Source organism: Clostridium sp. MF28 (genome assembly GCF_002969175.1).
Lineage (GTDB): Bacteria > Bacillota > Clostridia > Clostridiales > Clostridiaceae > Clostridium > Clostridium beijerinckii.
This window is the reverse complement of the sequence record NZ_CP014331.1, coordinates 1,532,376-1,551,701: the sequence shown is the minus strand read 5'-3', so window position 1 is coordinate 1,551,701 and position 19,326 is coordinate 1,532,376. Positions and strand designations below refer to the sequence as shown.

19 protein-coding genes and 1 riboswitch are annotated in these 19,326 nt (G+C 29.2%); of the genes, 15 read left to right on the top strand and 4 right to left on the bottom strand.

Annotated elements, in window-relative coordinates:
- The first annotated feature begins 483 nt into the window (after positions 1-483).
- The 3 genes from AXY43_RS06935 (at position 484) to AXY43_RS06925 (ending at position 2,688) form a co-directional block, all read left to right on the top strand.
- The gene (locus AXY43_RS06935) at positions 484-1,269 is read left to right on the top strand and encodes a GH25 family lysozyme (RefSeq protein WP_065419074.1); all 786 of its coding nucleotides are present in this window, start codon (positions 484-486) and stop codon (positions 1,267-1,269) included.
- A gap of 360 nt (positions 1,270-1,629) precedes the next feature.
- Entirely contained in the window at positions 1,630-2,103 is a 474-nt protein-coding gene (locus AXY43_RS06930) for a hypothetical protein (RefSeq protein WP_023975171.1), read from the top strand.
- Between the two features lie 51 nt (positions 2,104-2,154).
- Positions 2,155-2,688 carry a YcxB family protein gene (locus AXY43_RS06925; RefSeq protein WP_023975170.1) on the top strand — a complete coding sequence of 178 codons (534 nt, stop codon included), beginning with the start codon at positions 2,155-2,157 and terminating at the stop codon, positions 2,686-2,688.
- 61 nt (positions 2,689-2,749) lie between these two features.
- On the opposite strand, the gene AXY43_RS06920 is transcribed toward AXY43_RS06925, so the two are convergent.
- A complete protein-coding gene (locus AXY43_RS06920; protein ID WP_242986318.1) occupies positions 2,750-4,885 on the bottom strand; it encodes a glycoside hydrolase domain-containing protein in 2,136 nt (711 codons plus the stop codon).
- Positions 4,886-5,193: 308 nt separating this feature from the next.
- Here AXY43_RS06920 and AXY43_RS06915 point away from each other — a divergent pair, with 308 nt between their 5' ends.
- Positions 5,194-6,036, top strand: a complete 843-nt coding sequence (locus AXY43_RS06915) for an aldo/keto reductase (protein WP_023974600.1) — start codon at positions 5,194-5,196, stop codon at positions 6,034-6,036.
- A gap of 429 nt (positions 6,037-6,465) precedes the next feature.
- Complete coding sequence (locus AXY43_RS06910; RefSeq protein ID WP_012059888.1) at positions 6,466-6,753, top strand: hypothetical protein; 288 nt, start codon at positions 6,466-6,468, stop codon at positions 6,751-6,753.
- Between the two features lie 171 nt (positions 6,754-6,924).
- Here the strand turns inward: AXY43_RS06910 and AXY43_RS06905 are convergent, their stop codons facing one another.
- Positions 6,925-7,359, bottom strand: coding sequence for a DUF3021 family protein (locus tag AXY43_RS06905; RefSeq protein WP_023974599.1), 435 nt, complete (start codon positions 7,357-7,359; stop codon positions 6,925-6,927).
- A 16-nt stretch (positions 7,360-7,375) separates the two neighbouring features.
- The gene (locus AXY43_RS06900; protein WP_041898677.1) at positions 7,376-7,813 is read right to left on the bottom strand and encodes a LytTR family DNA-binding domain-containing protein; all 438 of its coding nucleotides are present in this window, start codon (positions 7,811-7,813) and stop codon (positions 7,376-7,378) included.
- Positions 7,814-8,201: 388 nt separating this feature from the next.
- Here AXY43_RS06900 and AXY43_RS06895 point away from each other — a divergent pair, with 388 nt between their 5' ends.
- From AXY43_RS06895 to AXY43_RS27705, 5 genes are all read left to right on the top strand, one after another.
- On the top strand, positions 8,202-8,906 hold the full coding sequence (locus tag AXY43_RS06895; protein ID WP_242986314.1) for a hypothetical protein: 705 nt from the start codon (positions 8,202-8,204) through the stop codon (positions 8,904-8,906).
- Between the two features lie 39 nt (positions 8,907-8,945).
- Positions 8,946-9,536, top strand: a complete 591-nt coding sequence (locus AXY43_RS06890) for a sugar O-acetyltransferase (protein ID WP_017210179.1) — start codon at positions 8,946-8,948, stop codon at positions 9,534-9,536.
- Positions 9,537-9,941: 405 nt separating this feature from the next.
- Complete coding sequence (locus AXY43_RS06885; protein WP_105411268.1) at positions 9,942-10,967, top strand: DUF1835 domain-containing protein; 1,026 nt, start codon at positions 9,942-9,944, stop codon at positions 10,965-10,967.
- Between the two features lie 286 nt (positions 10,968-11,253).
- Positions 11,254-11,580, top strand: coding sequence for a DUF7677 family protein (locus tag AXY43_RS06880; protein WP_023974594.1), 327 nt, complete (start codon positions 11,254-11,256; stop codon positions 11,578-11,580).
- A 774-nt stretch (positions 11,581-12,354) separates the two neighbouring features.
- Positions 12,355-12,492 (top strand): hypothetical protein, encoded by a 138-nt coding sequence (locus AXY43_RS27705; RefSeq protein WP_170816510.1) that lies wholly within the window; start codon positions 12,355-12,357, stop codon positions 12,490-12,492.
- Positions 12,493-12,852: 360 nt separating this feature from the next.
- On the opposite strand, the gene AXY43_RS06875 is transcribed toward AXY43_RS27705, so the two are convergent.
- Entirely contained in the window at positions 12,853-13,011 is a 159-nt protein-coding gene (locus tag AXY43_RS06875; protein ID WP_023974593.1) for a DUF1540 domain-containing protein, read from the bottom strand.
- Between the two features lie 551 nt (positions 13,012-13,562).
- A riboswitch (cobalamin riboswitch) is annotated at positions 13,563-13,732 on the top strand.
- Between the two features lie 495 nt (positions 13,733-14,227).
- Between AXY43_RS06875 and cbiQ the strand changes: the two genes are divergently transcribed.
- From cbiQ to AXY43_RS06850, 5 genes are all read left to right on the top strand, one after another.
- Positions 14,228-15,136 (top strand): cobalt ECF transporter T component CbiQ, encoded by a 909-nt coding sequence (gene cbiQ / locus AXY43_RS06870; protein WP_181246129.1) that lies wholly within the window; start codon positions 14,228-14,230, stop codon positions 15,134-15,136.
- A 258-nt stretch (positions 15,137-15,394) separates the two neighbouring features.
- Positions 15,395-16,216: an energy-coupling factor ABC transporter ATP-binding protein gene (locus tag AXY43_RS06865; RefSeq protein WP_039773779.1), complete on the top strand. Its 822-nt coding sequence runs from the start codon at positions 15,395-15,397 to the stop codon at positions 16,214-16,216.
- 217 nt (positions 16,217-16,433) lie between these two features.
- Positions 16,434-17,186, top strand: coding sequence for an energy-coupling factor ABC transporter permease (locus AXY43_RS06860; RefSeq protein WP_105411267.1), 753 nt, complete (start codon positions 16,434-16,436; stop codon positions 17,184-17,186).
- The gene (locus AXY43_RS06855; RefSeq protein ID WP_012059874.1) at positions 17,186-17,503 is read left to right on the top strand and encodes an energy-coupling factor ABC transporter substrate-binding protein; all 318 of its coding nucleotides are present in this window, start codon (positions 17,186-17,188) and stop codon (positions 17,501-17,503) included. Before AXY43_RS06860 ends, AXY43_RS06855 begins: the two co-directional genes overlap by 1 nt.
- Before the next feature lie 489 nt (positions 17,504-17,992).
- Complete coding sequence (locus tag AXY43_RS06850) at positions 17,993-19,108, top strand: SLC13 family permease (RefSeq protein WP_023974589.1); 1,116 nt, start codon at positions 17,993-17,995, stop codon at positions 19,106-19,108.
- The last annotated feature ends 218 nt before the right edge of the window (positions 19,109-19,326 follow it).

Below are 19,326 nucleotides of genomic sequence, written 5' to 3'. Positions count from 1 at the left end.
ATTGAACTTAATGTGCTTGACTCTTATTATTATTTACTGATAGTTTTTCGCTGAGATAATTTAACAATTAAGGTGAAGAATAATTGCACAGGCACCTTATGAATTTTATTTATATATTAACAACATAATCTGATTTAGTTGTATAGGACAAAATTTGAGAATAATTAAGAAAATACCTGATAGTGTAAAATGTCATATAAATATATTTTTTAAATTAATTTTTCTGAATATATTATTCACTTGGAGCAAAATAAAATTAATAGAAAAATTTTAGAAATCCTAAATAATATCTATAAAAAATTAATATTGAAATCATCTATAATAGTAGATGAACTAAAAACACTTACGGAAATGATATTGTCCCTTCATACTGTCAAGTTTATTATTTTAACTGACTATTATAAAGGGAGCATATCAAAAAGTAGGTGTTTTTATTATATAAAAATAACTAATAAAAGAGGTGTAGTAGAAAGGATGGTATATATGAAAGGCATAGACGTAAGTAATCATAATGGAAGCATAAATTTTGGACAGGTGAAAGATTCAGGAATAGAAGCTGTTTACATTAAAGCTACAGAAGGTACAACATTCAAAGATCGATGTTTAGAGGTTAATTATTCCAATGCACATTGCGAAGGATTAAAAACAGGATTTTATCATTTCTTGGTTGGGACTAGCGAGCCAGAAACTCAGGCTAATAGTTTCTATAATGCTATAAAGGATAAAGCAAATGATCTAATTCCAATGTTAGATGTAGAAAGTAATTTTGATGGATTAATGGACTTTGTATTAAGATTTATTGCTAAATTTAAAGAGATATCAAATATGCAAATTGGTATTTATACTTATACTAGTTTTACAGATAACTTGGATGATAGAATTGCTGGTTATCCACTATGGGAGGCGAATTATAATAATAATCCATGGAAATTAAATTCTAATTTCTTTGCTAATAGAGTGGGCCACCAATATTCTGAAACAGGATGTGTAAATGGTATAGATACTGATTGCGATATGAATGAGTTTAATGATGGAATAATAAATAAAACTAATGGATATGTAAGAACCAATTATCTTCCAATTGGATATAGAGGTGATGGAAGTTTTGCTGGAGTTGACATGGAATATGTGCAAGAATATTTTGAAGATATTCGTATCTATGCTAATTCAAATGAAAATGGAATCTGGGTTGAAACTCAAAATTTGCCTATGAGCAAATGTTTAGAATTAAAAGATACGTTAGGAAGTTGGTTTTGTGATATAAAATAGTTTAAAGGGCATGAGAGTAATCTTGTGCCCTCCATTTTTTTGTACTTTTCTGATATGTTCTTAGTAAAAGAATTATAGAGAGCTATCATATGAGCAGTTTATATGGTATTTTGAAATATATGTTATAATAATCATTATATGGAACAGAGATTTGGTTCAGAATAGTAATTAATATTATTAATCATAGATTTTTATACTGGGGGGAAGAATTTGAATGAGAGTAAAATATGGAAAGTGATTTTTTATTCAATGGGTATTATAAGTGTAATTGTTTTGGGGTTATACATATATGCTATGTCTACATTTTCTGAATCATTTTCATAGATATAAAAATGAAATTAATAGGGGTGGGAGTATAATATGAAAAGAGTTTTGCTTTTAATCTTTACTACCATAATTATGTTTCAATTTTTGATTGCATGCTCGACAAATAAAAATGTAGCATTTAAAGAATTTTATTCTAATGTAATTGGGTTTAGTAAAACTGATGAAGAACAAGCTATTCAGCAAGATACGATTCTAATGTTGACTAATGAAGAGTTTCAAAGGTTTAAAGATAAATATTTTACACCAAGAGAAATTCCAATGAAATCACCTGATAAAGAAATGGCAATTTTATACTTACAAATACCTTCCGTAAATAGTTCAGTACAAGGATATAGAGTTGAAAGTATAAATGTAGGCAATGATACTTTAACAGTAAACCTAAAACAATCATCAGTTGCACAAGTTGATGGAATAGAAGGTTTTGATGGTACATGGAAATGGGTTATATTAGTTCAAGTAGATAAAACTAATTTAAAAGATAATATGAAGATTGTTTTAAATAAATAAATTTAATCTAATACTTTTAAGATTAGAATAAGCCACAAAATAGGAGGTATTATGGAGATAGAGTTTAAAATTTCAAAGGATGAATTAATAGCTTTTAATATGAAGTATATTGTTAACACAAAAACTTACAAACAGCAAATTCGTGCATATGCTGTACTTGCTTTTTTTATACTGCTTGGATTGATGATTTTACTTAGAAGTACCTTATACACTGTAACTATTATTATTATGTACATTATATTCTTCTTTTTTAGAAAAAAAATATTTAACAGATCATTAAGAAGAAGATTTCTAAGAATATATGGAACAAATAAATTAACAGATACATTTGAGACAACGCATTTAAAATTTATAGAAAAAGGAATAAAAACTAATACTAGATTTTCAGAGAAAATTCATAATTGGAACTCCATAAAAGGTTTGTATTTATTAGAACAATATATTTTTATACCTACAATGAATGGTGAAAGTTTAGTAATACCTATATTGTCGTTTTCTTCAATGGACGATAAGAAGTTGTTTTTAGATACTATTATTAAGAATACAAATTTAGAATTAAAATATAGTTATCCTGATTTGGTTTAGTTTTAAATTCTATAAAACCTCCTCAATTTTGAGGAGGTTTTTGATATTTTATAAAGTAAAGTTATGCAATTGCAATGACTGCCGAAATTGCTTCAATTGCTTCTGAAAAAGCAGATATAATTGCAGCACCTAAAGCTGTTTCAGGAAGTGCAAGTAATATAGCAGCAACAACTGCAATGCATATTATGACACCTATAGCGGGATTTTCTTTAACAAAATCAACTACGCTGCTTGCAGCAAGTTTAAGATCTTCAAGCAATTTATCTTTATCTACTCTAAATTCAATTGATAAAGTTTCTGAAAGAGAAAATGTATCATGTTCAGGCACGTTAAATGAATTTTCAAGCTCAATCTTTAAACTAGTACCATTAGTTGATGTTTTAATTGATAGTTCCATATCTTTTGCTTTTGCAAGAATTGTTGACAATTCAATATTATCTTTATTTAAAGATGCTTTAAGATTATCAAGAGGCGTTTGTATATCGGCACCATCAAATTCACCACCTTTAAATTTTATAACTTTTGAGTCATCTCCTAAGGCAGCTTTTACTGCTGCTCCTATAGCGATTTTAACAAATGCATTATTAAATATTTCTATTTCTGCATCAGGGGTTGAGAATTCAACGCCAAATAGTTTGGCAAAACTGTTATCATTAAGTGCTCCTAAGATATCGACTGGAACTACGCTATTAACACCTGGATTCTTTCCAGAAGAAATATTATTATCAATTTCAATATCTGCATTGCCATGTAAAGTAACGGTTGAAATTTGGTCAAATGCCCAATCTTTTGGAAGTGGATATCCAAGATTTCCACTAAAGCCAGTAGACATATCACATACGAAACTACTGCAAGAATAACCGGCATTTTGCACTCTGCTGCATACATTTCTAGGTGCATATATACCTATTTTATAGATGGAATTTGCGTTAGTGAATTTTTCGCTTATTGCTTTAAAATAAGGTAATACATTAGATGTTACATCAGAATCTAGTGCATCAAAATCAACAGCAAAATATATTATTGTATCTTTAGTAAAACCTAATTGGGCTGCAGCAAATATAGCTGAGTCTGCATCGAAGACACCTTGCTCATATGAAAAATAACTTAATTTGTATCCTCCAACTTCAAAGATTGGAATAACTCTTAATCCATTATCAAATATAATTTTTAATTCAGATGAGGTCATTCTAAATTTTCCAGTAAGATATCTGCCAACTACTTCATATTTATTAGATTTAAGAGTAGCCGCAATTGCGTCTGTAATAGTAGTTGAACAATCGCAGGCAGTACCTTTTCTAGTGTTATCTCCAGTACTTACAAGCAGTGATGCAAAGGTTTGGCTTCCAGCAATTCCATCAGCATTTAAGCCGCAAAAACTTTGGAACTTTGTAACTGCATTTTTAACTCCATTTCCATAACCACCATCAAATCCATTAGGATCAAATTCTTTACCGTTACAATATAAAGCAAACTGTAGTAAATATATAAATTTAGTTTTAGTACTTCCTAATGATAAAACAGGACATTTACTTTTAGTTGAAGGTCCAAATACTCCATTTGGTGTAGAAATGCCTTCCTCAATCTGCAGAGCATAAATTAAGGCTTTATTAGTAGAACGGTCATAAATTCCATTGCATGGTACTAAGCCTATATCTATACTAAAAGAAGTATTTGAAATATAATTTTTGTTTAAGTATTGTTGAATAGTACGTATTTTTTGATCACATTTGTCCTTATATTCACCATAAGTAAGCATTTGAAAAGCATCCATAGATAATAAAGATTTCATTAAAATACTATCAACAACACCATTTGCATTAGATAATCCAGCATCAGTTTGAAGTTGTTTTATAGCAGCTTCTGTATTTGTACCAAATGTACCAGTAAATCCGCCGGGGTTATATCCTTTGCAGAATAATGCTCCTTGGAGAATAAATATTTTATGCTGATAAGATATAATAGCGGATTCAGACCAGTCATTTTGTGGCTGAGAGTCAATTGATAAATTTTCAAATGCACTTCTTGTTGCGGGGCCAAAGCTTCCGTTAGGGGTAGATATACCAAGTTCAATCTGCAGAGCAGTTGTTAGTGCTGTTATTGTTGTCCAGCCAGTAGCCCCATCCTCAGGAATTATTTTGTAATTAGAATTATCCTTGTAAATTCCATTTAACCATTGTTGGGTTTTTAATACCATTTGATCCAAGTGAATCACTCCTTTATTTTTGTTTTCATAATATATAAGAGAATAATTTAATAATATGTAAACCTAAAATTAAAGAAATATTTTTATTATGCTAGCAGTACCAAAAATAAAATCTACATGGATATTAGAAATATAGATATAAAATAATCTCAATGGCGTGAAAATAATTTTATGCTCTCCATTTTTTTGTAAAGAATCAAAGATATGCTATAATAAAGTAAACGTTAAAATAAAGATACAATACAAGCTGTTATTAAATTTTATGAGAATATTGTAAACTTAAAGGAGATTGATAATTTATGGTAGAGAACATTACAGAATATTCATTAAATGATGGGCTTAAAGTGCCAAGCATTGGGTTTGGGACATACAGTCTAAATGGTATAGAAGGAGCTAATAGCATCAAAGAGGCAATTGATTTAGGATATAGATTAATTGATTCAGCATTTAATTATGAAAATGAAGGCGCAGTTGGAGAAGCAGTAAGGAAATGCTCTGTTTCAAGAGAAAGGCTTATAATTACTTCTAAATTACCTGGTCGTCATCACTCATATAAAGAAGCTATTAATACAGTTGAAGAGTCATTATTTAGGGCTGGATTAGATTATTATGATTTATATCTTATTCATTGGCCTAATCCAAGAATTAATTTATATGTTGAAGCTTGGCAGGCAATGATTGAATTAAAGAAAAGAGGCTTAATTAGATCAATAGGTGTTTGCAATTTCATGCCAGAACATTTACAGACTTTAATAAAAGAAACTGGTGTAGCTCCTAGTATTAATCAAATTGAGCTTCATCCTTATTTTAATCAAGAAGAGCAACGTGCTTGTAATAAAGAACATGGTATACTTACAGAATCTTGGAGCCCTCTTGGAAGAGGTAATAGTATGTTAAAAGACGAGAAAATTGCTGGAATTGCTGAAGCACATAAAAAATCTATTTCACAAGTAATTTTACGTTGGCATATACAATTAGGGGCAATTCCACTTCCAAAAGCATCATCAAAAGAGCATCAATTAGATAATCTTAATATTTTTGATTTTGAATTATCAGAAGATGAAATGAAAATCATTTCTGGACTTTCTCGTGAAGATGGTCGTACAACTAATCAAGATCCTAGAGTTTACGAGGAATTCTAATAAAATAAGCAGTAGAAATGGGTAACCTGACTACTGCTTATTTTTATGTATATATATCACTTCTCGTGATAAAAGTTAGTAAAGCAGTAGAGAGGGAGGTCCTAACTACTGCTTTTGTCTTTTAGGAAACACAATGTTCTATATCATACATTAGTATGAGATTAAGAATTAATAATGAAAATATATCCACTCCATTAGTATATTATCTGGCAATAAAAATGTGATAAAAATTAGTAAGATAATTGATATTTTCATTATTTCTTTTATAGCAAATCATAAATTAATACATAGTATGGAATTGTAGAGAGATTCTTATGTACCATAACTTAATGATAGTGTAACTATGCTATGAAGAAATAGATATAAAAATAAATTTACACTGTCAAATATAAATGTTTAATTTTATTATTCATTACGGAGGAGAAAAAGATGAGTAACAAAGAGTGCTGTGATTGTGATGATCTTGGAATAATGTATACTATTAATTGCGAAGGAACTCTTAGCGACGATGCCGAGTGCTGTCCAAGAATGGATTACCCTGGAAAAGATGCATTGGAAGATGCGTATAATCAAGGACGTAATAAAGGGTATTGTGATGGTGTGGAAGCTGGACGTGAAGATGGATACTGTAAAGGATACGAGCAGGGAGCAAGGGAAGCATGCGAAAACACAAAGCAAAAAGCTTTAGATTGTGTAAGAAATATTAATTGTCGTTAATTGTTAAAAGAATATTTATTGTTTAGTAAATTTACTAAATAACAAAAATAAGAGATAGCAGAAGATCATGTGAATGATAATAAGGCTATCTCTTTATTTATTGAAAATAGGAAACGTATTTTAATTATTAGCATAATTTTAAAATAATATACATAAATAATAAAAATATTATTAATCTTTTTCGCTTTTGTATTGAATTAATTTTTTATTTATAAGCTTTGCTTCCCTTTCGCCATTTATGCTCATCATAGTATAAACTAAAAATTTTACTATAACTAATGCAAAGATATATGCTAGAAGTAAATTAATATTCATAACCTTACCTGGGCTAAAAAACAACAGCCATAATAAAATCATTAATTCTGAGAGAGTTAAGAAAACATTAAAAGTAATTAGTCGAACTTTTTTATTAATATCGTTTTTATTTATAAAAGCCAATTTGAAAAATACGTACGCCAATGAGAATAACATAATTTGAAAAAGTTGTGAAGTTTCAATTGTTTCCTTTGAATAAATCGCTGAAATCGTTGTAATAAGGATCATTAGGAATCCGCTAGATATAAAGAAATCTTTTAAAGAATTTTTTAAATAACCAATAAATTTCATAGTATAACCTCCTTATTTATAATCCTAATTTTTTCTTAAATACAGGAACATATTGTCTTGAAATGAATATCTTTTCTCCATTTTGTAGTAATGCTTCAAATTTACCATAGAAAATTGGGCTAACAGATTCTATTTTAGAAATATTAATAATTGTTGACTTTGATGCTCTAAAAAAATCACTGTTCTCATATTCAGACTCAATTTCGTAGAGCTTAAGTCTTGATTGGAAAATTTTTTGCTTGCAGTAGATGAAGACTTTATTATCTACAGATTCAAAATAAAATACATCTTTAGGATTGATAATATGCATTTGTAAATCTGTAAATCCAATAAGCTTTTTTGAAGATGATTTGAGAGAATAAATTAATTGTAGTAATGATTCGTCAGGCTCGTTACATTTTATTATTATTTCTGGTTCCGATCCAGCAGGGATATTTTCAATAATAATTTTCATTTCCACGTCCCTCCTTGCTTTATATTTATAGTATATGTCAGCGAATTTCACTATTCAATAGATTTGAAGTGAGATGCAAAGCTAGCTTTGTAAGTTGTATTTTTAGATTGATAGGTTGAAAAATATGCTAATCAAAAGAGAAATCAATTTGATGGATTAATCATTATAGAATATATTTCGCAAAAAATAATATATGTTATAATTTACTTAAGATGGGAAGCAATACTATATCATAAAATTTGAGAGATAATAAGATTTAGAGTCATTTGGATTTTAATAATGAAATTAGTACAATCTTAGAATTGTTAAGATTTATTATTCAAATATAATCAAGAGTGTTTCAATAAATGGAGGGGATTTTATTATGAATACTGAAAACTATACTTATGTGGCAAGCTGTGCTTTTACAAGAGAAGAACCAGAACTTAGCGGAAAAATTCAAGACTATTTAAAACAGAGATTTGATATGCCTATTATAAGGTGCTGTGTTCGAAATTATAAGGTCGAGGAATTTACGGCTGATATGCCGGAATGGATGCAACCACGTTGGAGAGCTACTCCACATTATAAGGAGTTTTCTGAGGATAGTACAATGGTATATGTTTGTCATAATTGTGCTGCTATTTTTCAGGAAACTATGAAGGAAGTGAAGAGGATTTCGCTTTGGGAACTTATTTTGAATGATGAAGAATTTAAGTTCCCAGATTATTCACATGAAAAAATGACATTACAAGATTGTTGGCGCTCTTATGATAACCGTTCAGAGCAAGATGCTGTCCGTGGGTTATTGAAGAAAATGAATGTAGATATTGTGGAGCAAGATGAGAACTATGAAAAAACACAGTTCTGCGGAGTATCTTTGCATGCACCAGCACCAAAACGAAATTTGAAGTTAGCACCGAAACGATTTGTTGAAAATGCAGATGGAAAATTTATTCCTACAACAAGTGAAGAGCAAGAGAGGTTGATGCGTGAACATTGCCAAAATATTACTACTGATAAAGTGGTCGCTTACTGTCATTATTGTGTCAAGGGACTTAAGATTGGTGGGAAGCAAGCAAAGCATTTAGCTAGCTTGTTATTTGATAATTAAGAATATTTAAAAAATCCTAAAGTATGGTTGGAGGGTATTATGAATTTAGAAGAACAGAGACAATTAATTTTATCTGGTAAAATGTATAATGATTTAACGACAGAATTAATTGAGGCAAGAGAGAAAACTGTATTTCTTACAAACGAATATAATAATAGTTTTGGTAAGCCTCAGCATGAAAGAGAAGAAATATTAAAAAGGTTACTGAAAGGTATTGGAAGAGGAGTCCACTTTGAACCAACATTTCGATGTGAATTTGGTTTTAATATTACAATTGGAGATAATTTTTATGCCAATTTCGATTGCGTAATGTTAGATGGTGGAGGGATAAACATAGGGAATAATGTTTTATTCGGTCCAAGAGTTGGAATTTATACATCTAATCATGCAACATATGCAAAAGAACGAGTAGCAGGAGGTTGTTATGCAAAACCTGTAAACATAGGCAGTAATGTATGGATTGGAGCAGGCGTTAATATAAATCAAGGGGTAACAATTGGAGATAATACAATTATAGGATCTGGTAGCGTTGTTACAAAAAGCATTCCAGCCAATGTAATTGCTGCGGGTGTACCATGTAAAGTAATTAGAGAAATTACAGAAGAGGACAAGACAGGATTTGAAATATGAAAAAACAAGTGATTTGATATATATTTTATCAGGTGTTATTGGAGCGCTAGGGATTTTATTCAATATATATCTTTTATCGAAAGAAAAATCCAGAAAAAATGAGTGAGGATTATAAATAAGAAATAGTATAATTCATCATAGATCATGTGATATAAAGAATTAATTTTGAAGCAAAATATTTTAATTGATATTAAGTTTTTAGGAAGAGAATATTCTAATATTCTTTACCATATTTATTCTCGAGAATATATATTCTTTAGAATATTACCAGAGAAGAATATATATTCTTCAGAATATGCTTGAAAAATGCGGGTTTGAAGCTAGTGGTGGTAATGGAGTTGTATGTTCGAAGAATTATTACAACACATATATTTAAAATTAATATTGAATTATTAGAGGTGGAGTATGGAGAGTATTATACATATATGCTTTTCGCAATCAGCGGGAGGAAGTTTAAGACAGGCTGTTAAAAAGAAAAAATTATTTGAAGGGAAAAAAGTTATAGTGTTTCCTGATGATATTTCCATTGGAATAATCCAAAATGGCATAAATTTAGGCGAGAGATTAGAATGGTTAGATAGTATTAATAAAGAAGATGAAAGAATTTACTTAGAAGAAATTGATTATCTTAAAAAAGCTTATAAGGAATTTTGTAAAGAAATTTCAAACATTAAGGATACAGAAGTAATTTATCTATGGTATGGGGAATGCAGCAGTGATATGTGTGGAATGATGTATACTTTAGAATTATTGAAAGATAAGATAGAAAATATATATTTTGTGAATGTTTCAGAAAAAATTTATGAGGATTATGGAATTATACGTACATATAGAGCGGCAGCAGAAATTAGTACTGAGGGGTTAAAAGGATTCATAGAAATAAGAAGGAAAATTGAATATCAAGAATATAGTGATTTAATTAATCAGTGGGAATCATTAAAGGATAATAATTCAATACTTCGTATTTTTAAGGATGGCAAGGTAGAAGCTGTAAGTGAAGATTATTTTGATATAAATATATTGAAGTATACTGAAAATGAATTTAGAAAATGTGCAAGAATTGTTGGAAGTGTAATGGGATATAGTGAAGAGAAAATTTCTGATGACTATATATTTTGGAGGATAGGAGAACTCACTAAGTCTGGAATGTTAGAATACAAAGGGAAATTTGGGATAATGAGAGAAATGGAAGTTAAAATAACACAAAAGGGAATTGAATATATGAGCACTGATTCAGAAGCAATATCATTTTGGAGAAGTAAAGAGACTGAAAAACAATTTGAAAGAGATAAAATAAATGAAGCTAAAAATCAGGGGAGAATGGAAGAAAGAATAAACATAGCTAAAAAGCTTATGGATATTTTAGATGCAGAAGTCATAGCAGAAAAAACAGGTTTAACAGTAATGCAGGTTAAAAATTTAATAAATTGAAATAAAACTCAAAGAATATATTAATTATCAGGTAAAGAAACAATGTATATTATAATTTATTTATAGAGGTTATAGGGTTCATCGATGAGAGTCGAACTTATGTGGATATAAGCCGAAATTGAATACAACTGGATGATTAGAACCTTCAGCGATAGTTTCATAGCTTTTCGGAATCAAAATATTTATGATTTCGGTAAGTTATCACATAAGTCTAAGTTATATATTGTTTATCTATATATGAACAATGAACATATGAATTGATCATGTGTAAGGAGGAGGTATTTGTTTGGAAAAATTAAGTCATTCATTTAGTGGAGCATTAAGAACTTTTTCATTTTGGATTGTAAATGGAACTGTAGGTTATCCGTTGTTAGATGGGATTGATTATTCGTGTATATTTGAAGAACCAAGTGCTATGGAACAAGCATATGCAATCTTTGCTAACGTAATTGAAATGGATGATGAAGGTAATGTGCTAAATGCAAAATATGCCGAGAAGAGAGCTGCGCAATTTATAAGAAGTTATGTTGACGAAAATTATGTAGTAGATCCACCTTTAGAAGGATGGGAAGTACAACTCTATTGTTGTGACAGCAAATTAAATGATATGTAATGGGCGTTACTTAGATATAAATATAATATTGTAGTGAGTAGACGTAGCTTGCATTTGCTGATCTTGTATATATTTTACTTATAAATTCTGTTTTCTATTTACAAAAGCGGTAGTCAGGAGGTCACCAACTACTGCTTTTTTATATTAAAAAATAAACATGAAAGGTGATAATATTTTCTGTTTATTTCTTTTAAGAAATAATGTGCATTGAGAAAATGTCAATTATATTAATTAATATATTGTAGACCAAGAGAAATGTTACAAAATAGAAAAGATAATAAATTAATATAGGAAGCTTAATTTATTGTGGCCGTATATAGATAACCCAACTAAGACCTGAACTTATGCATATAACTCGCCGAAATGAATTACATCCATCAAAATTACAAATGAAACATTCCACAAAAATATATTACTCATTTCTAGTTGGGATATATTTCATGGTGTAATCTAACTTATAATTGGATTATCTATATGTAATTAACAAATCTATGTTTGATAAGTTTTTTACGAGGAGGGATTATACATGATATATAATCCCTTAGGTATATATGATACAAAAGATATTCAGCTATTATAAGTATATTAAGCAGGCCTAAAAAAAGAACAAAAGACAGTAAACTATTAATTAATTTACTGTCTTTAGGCAACCTGCCAAGCTATAAAAGATTAGCATTTATAGCATTAGCAAATTTCCAGTATTTATACTATGGATTATTTTGGATTCATGTAATATAATATCTCATAATAACATCAAGGTGGTGATTTTATTTTATGAAAGATGTAACCATAGATACAATAAGAGATCTTCCAGAAGAAGAACAAGAAATAATACTACACTTGACAGAGATATTTGAAGGAGAAGAATATACTATTAATGAATATGTTAAGAAAGAATTGATTGATAGATAATATAGAACTTTTTATAGTAGTATGATAAAATAATATAAATCCATTGCAAAAGAAAAAATTATATATAAGGAATGCAGTCATTGAGTTGGCTGCATTTTATTTTTAAATGGGCCATAAGAAATGGTAATTAATACGTATTATTTTGCATAATTGAACACGATGATTTTTATATTAAAAAATACTATTAAGAAATGCAAATGAAGATAAATTAGGAAGGAATATTTAGAATATCTCTATTATTTAGCCAAAAATAGAGATAGCGAACACCCAGGAATGCTATCTCTATTTTCAGTAAGAATTTAATAATAATATTATTTTCTTAGGTTAAAAAGAATCTGTAGTTAAAATATAGATTCTTTATTAGTGTAATTCGAAAGACTGACAATCAGTACATTCTACACTTTTAGGACTAGATTCATGAGTACCTACTTTAATTTTGTCTAAAGTGCAGTAATCGTCTTCTTTACAATGATATTTGCAATCTGCTACAGAACATCCAATGCTTTCGTTATGTTTCATATTAATCACTCCTTAAGTTTATTTCTATAATATTATTTGATAAAATTTTTATTTTATACTTTATATATAAGATGCATCTTCAAACATTTTCTGAATATTATGGCTTTTGAGGTTATAAAAATATATGTATTTCTGGTATAAGTGTATACAGAAGTTTAACAATATATAGATATCCAAAACAAAACTTAGACTTATGCAATAACTTACCGAAAGGACAGGTACTCTGTTGTTTCGGTTACTGAGAATAAGTTGAGGCTTTCTAAGAGCATAAGTTGCACCATTTCAGCATGCTCCCGAGACAAGCTCGTGACAAGCAAAATGGAACAACTTATGATGAAGAAATGCTTGCAACATATTCTCTAATGTAACACTGCACAAAAGAGTATCTAATTTCGGTTTTGCCACACATAAATATAATTTTAAATTTGGATATCTATACAGTATAAAATTGAATTGATTTTTTTTACTAAAAATGTTATGGTTATGAATATAAATGTAAATTAGAAAAATTTTATAAATAAAATGTAGGTTTAATTAAAATCAATTTAATTGAATTTTTAAAATGATTTTTAATTAATTAAAAGGGAATTAGGTGAAATTCCTAAACTATCCCGTAGCTGTATTAGAGGAGTTTAAATACATTGGATGCCACTTAAAAATAGGGAAGGCGTATTTAAATGATGATTCTTAAGTCAGAAGACCTGCCTATGTTTTGCACCAAAGGGCACATTAAAGAAAATAGCAAGTCTAAGTGATGTATAATTTTTCGTCAGATGAGGAGATAGATGCATCTAATAGAGGAGTATTATGTGCATGTGACGATAAAGTATGATAGTAAATAAGCTATTATATTGAATTGTTATCTTTTTAATGTGACTAAACTCTACGAGTGATAGAGGGGGCGTTTTAATGAAAATTTATTTACATATTTTATATGAATAAATATGTTTTGTTATTATGTCTTTTTAACACTTCTGTTAGAAGGACTTTTTATTTTGCAGAAAAATATATGAAAATTACAGACAAGCTATAATAAATCACATATTATGCCGTAGTACGCATATATAACTAGCAAACTTTAATTGCTAATTTGTACATAAGCAAATATATATATTGCAAAAATAATTCTTCATCATAATTATAAAAGTATTGCAAGAATTTTAGCTGTAATTGTGAATTGCAACATATATAGATAGAAAATCGAAGGAGATGAGGTATGGAAAAAATAATTATTTTATGCGCTGTGTTTTTGGCGGCTATCTTCTTATTAGTATTTATATGGAAACATCAAAATATGAATGATAATAGGAAGCGAGTTCATAAACATAATCATAAAATTGGACATAAACATGGAGAGGGATATTCAATTGATTTTTATGCATATGCTTCAAAGATTAGACATTGGAATGCTGAATTTAAAGTGTATTTATCAGTTTTGACGCTTGTTCTTTGCATTGTATTTAACAATCCATATGTATCTGCTACCGTGATAATTGCAATGGCTTATCTTACAGTTATTAAAGGGAAAATTCCGGCAGCTGAATACCTGTCAATATTGGCAATTCCAATTACTTTTATTTTACTTAGCACTTTTACCATTGCTATTGATTTTTCAAAGCAGCCAATAGGGCAGTGCAATTTATATCTTGGGTTTGGCTATGTTTTTACTTCAACTGTTCAGCTTAAGAAAATGGTGTTTTTAATTTTGAAGATTTTTGCAGCTATAAGTGCTCTGCAGATGATGACCTTATCGACTCCAACTTCTGAGATTATTTATGTACTTAGAAAGGCACATGTGCCAAAACTTATTGTAGAATTAATGAGTCTTATTTATCGCTATATATTTATCTTAATGGATGTATTTACAAAAATGAAAAACTCTGCAAAGTCACGTCAAGGTTATTGTGATTTTAAAACTTCATGCTATACATTTGGGAGCATTGCAAGTAATATGCTTATTATTTCACTTAGGAAAGCAAATGCTTATTATGATGCAATGGAATCACGATGTTATGATGGGGACCTTGTATTTTTAGAGGAAGATAAAAATGTAGAAGTTATGCAGATTGTCTTAGCAGTAGTATTCATAATGTTTTTGGTTTTAATTTGGTATTTTACAAGGTAAGGCACATTCAAAAAATAATAAATCCACTTGCATCCTTGCCTAGCTCAAAGAAAAATATACACATTAAAAAAGGTAGCTATGCTACACATAAGATCATTTTTTTTTAGAAAAGGTAGCTATGCTACACATAAGATCATTTATCTAGAAAGCGTAGATATGTTTTATATAAGAACATTTTGTTAGAAAGATAGGTTATGCTGCATACAAGAAGATTTTTAAATTTTCTATGTATCTTCATATGCTTAGAAAGGAACGATTATGAGAAAATTAATATTAAAAATTGAAGATCTCCATTATGCTTACGGAAATGGAAAGTCTGCATTAAATGGGGTAAATGTAGATATTTATGAAGGTGAGAAAATAGCTGTCGTTGGTTCTAACGGCTCAGGAAAATCCACATTCTTCTTAAATGTAGATGGGGTACTTACCCCAGAACAAGGAAAAATCATCTATAGAGATACTGTTATAAATAAAAAGAATTTAACGGAACTTAGAAAAAATATAGGAATAGTGTTTCAAGATGCTGATAATCAAATTATTGCATCTACAGTTAGAGCAGAAGTTGGATTTGGACCTATGAATTTGAAACTTCCAAAAGATGAAGTATTAAAACGGGTGGATGAAGCACTAGAATATATGAATATTTCTCATTTAAAGGATCGTCCACCTCATTATTTAAGTGGTGGTGAAAAGAAGCGTGTAAGTATTGCTGACATTATTGCAATGAAGTCAGAAATTATAATCTTTGATGAACCAACAGCAGCTCTAGATCCATTAAATGCAATGATGTTAGAAGACGTTTTATTGAAACTTGGGACAGAAGGAAAGACAATGTTAATATCTACACATGATGTGGATTTTACATATAGATGGGCTGAAAGAGTTCTTGTTTTTAATGAGGGGAAAATCATTGCAGATGGGTCACCTATAGAGATTTTTACAAACATGGAAATTTTAAAACAAGCAAATTTGAAACAACCAACCTTGCTTGAGGTTTATGAATCTCTTATAGAAAAAAATATTTTAAAGGATATAAAATCATATCCTAAAAGTATAAAAGAATTTAAAGAAATGCTTTAAAAATAGAAATTTCCACACATATATATAAAGCAGCTATGCTGCAAATAAGATCATTTCACATATATATAAAGCAGCTATTCTGCAATACGGAACTTTCCTGCAAATAAGATTATTTGGCATATAAAAAAAGCAGATATATTACAAATAAGAATTTATATTATTTTATTATTTAGACTTTAATATTAGAAATATTAAAGTTTTATTGAGGGGGAGAAAAATGAATAAGAAAGAAAAGAGAATTGTCGCTCTAGCGGCAGCATTTGCTTTGAGTTTTGGAGTAGCTCCAGCAGCAAATGCAATGCACATTATGGAAGGTTATCTTCCGCCACAATTTTGCATTATATGGGGTGTTATTTGCATTCCATTCATAGCCATAGGCTATTTATCAATTAAGAAGACATTGGCTGAAAATCGTAGAGCAATTACAATTTTGGCTATGGCTGGAGCATTTGTTTTTGTACTTTCATCTTTAAAGATACCATCAGTAACAGGAAGCTGTTCACATATGACTGGTACTGGACTTGGTGCAATATTATTTGGGCCAAGCGCTGTTAGTATCTTAGGAATCATTGTACTTGTTTTCCAGGCAATACTGCTTGCTCATGGGGGAATCACTACTCTGGGTGCTAATACATTTTCTATGGCTATTGCAGGGCCATTTGTTTCTTATGGAATATATAGATTATGTAAGGCTTTAAAAGTTAATAAATATGTAGGCATTTTCTTGGCTGCATCAATTGGAGATTTATTCACTTATTGTGTAACAAGTATCCAGCTTGCACTTGCATATCCATCTGAAAACGGCGGATTTATTGTATCGGCAGCTAAATTCCTTGCAGTATTTGCACCAACTCAAGTTCCGCTTGCAGTTATAGAAGGTATTTTGACAGTTGTTATTATAATTGGCCTTGAAACATATGCAAAATCTGAATTAACAGGCCTTGGATTAGTGAAGGGAGGAGAAAATTAATGTCAAAGACTAAGAAAACAGTTATAATTCTGCTAATTATTGCGGCATTAATTGCTGTTATTCCATTATTCACATTAAGAGGAGCTGAATTTGGTGGTTCTGACGATGCTGGAAGTAAAGTAGTTTCTGAAATTACAGGTACTGAGTACAAGCCGTGGTTTAAGCCAGTTATGGAAACTTGGATTGGTGGAGAATTGCCAGGAGAGGTGGAGAGCCTGCTTTTCTGCGTGCAGACAGGTATTGGAGTTGGCGTAATTGCATTCCTAATGGGAAGGTTTGTAGAGAGACACAAAATAGAAAAAGATAAGAAAAAGTAATATTTCTTTTATCCATTATGAGATATTCTGTGGAGTATATTGGTGTCCTTATTTCTTAATTATAGGTTGGATAAAATAATTAGAAACATAAAATATAAAAATACCTAAGTAAGAGCTGATAAACAATACATAGTCAGCTCTTTTATTAATTTATTTGATGCCTAGCTATTATGACATTAGAGATAGAAGCTTTTATATGAAAGATTTAGCGTAGTAAATAATAAATACTCTTTTAAAATCGTGTAATGTGATATTTGTAAAATATGCTATAATACTAAAGTATGTTCGCTGGGATTAATATACAGGGGTAAGAAGAAATACTTAACTTGTTACTAGTACAAACGGACAAGCTTTTTCATGCAATTATGCACTTATGGGGGTATTGGAATGGATGTCGTCAGCATGTGAATAAAAGTGAGTGTTTAGTTGTAATTTGCTTAAGATTAACAAGATTATAGTTAATCTAGAAATAAGTGTCGGGAGGAATTTATGAATATAAAACAGCTTTGGAATAAAGCTATATCAATTTTAAAAACAGAAATAGTTTTTACTATATCATTATTTTTGGCACTAGGTACGTCTCTGATTTCTATGCCCAAAATAGATTATATAAATTTTGAGGTACTAATATTAATGTTTAATCTTATGATAGTAATAATTGCATTTGAAAAGTTAAAATTATTAGATAAGATAGCAGTTGAAATATTAATAAAACATAAAAACCTTAGAATGGTTTCATTAATATTAACATCTCTATGTTTTTTTTCTTCAATGTTTATAACAAATGATGTGGCTTTAATAACTTTTGTACCGCTTACTATGATTATTGCTCAAAAAGCGAAGTTTAACCCAATGAAAATAATAATTTTAGAAACTTTAGCTGTGAATATTGGTAGTAGTCTTACTCCAATGGGAAATCCACAGAACTTATATTTATTTTCTTTTTTTGATGTTGGAATGTTAGATTTTTTTAGGGATACAATATTTTTTGTGATAATTGGTGCAATATGGTTATTTGTTCTCAATCGCAGGATCTCAAATGTAAATTTGGAATATGATTTAGATAAAATAGAAATTAAAGATAAAAAAAGCGCAATTATTTATTGTAGTTTGTTTATTTTTATATTACTTTCAGTTTTCAATATAGTTGATTATAGAGTTGCTTTTATAATAACTTTAATTATTAGTTTTGTTATAGAAAAAAAGCTCTTTAAGGAAGTAGACTATTTTTTATTACTTACTTTTGTGTGCTTTTTCATAGCGATAGGAAATTTATCTAATATGACAACTATAGATGAATTAATGAAGAAAGCATTAACAAATAGTACAAGTGTATACTTTTATTCAATATTTTTTAGTCAGTTAATTAGTAATCTTCCTTGTGCAATTTTGCTATCAAAATTCACAAATTCTTGGAAAGAGATATTAGTCGGTGTAAACATCGGAGGTATGGGAACAATTATTGCCTCGCTTGCAAGCTTAATATCGTATAAATTTTATGCTAAAGAATATGATGGGAAAAAATATATGTTTAAATTTACCACATATAATTTTGCCAGCCTTATAATATTCACATTAATATTTTATATATTTTTGGTAATTTGATAAATCATAAATAAGATATTTAAAGAAGTATATAATAGAAAAGTTTTGTATTACTTATAATTTCAGTAACCTTTAATATAGGTATCCAATTTAAAATCATATTTATGTATGGCAGAACCGAAATTAGATACAAATTTGTTCCAGCGGACTAGTGAAATTTTAGCTGGATAGTTCTAAGTGAAAGGTTGAACCCATTTCTGCATGCTCCAAAAACAAGT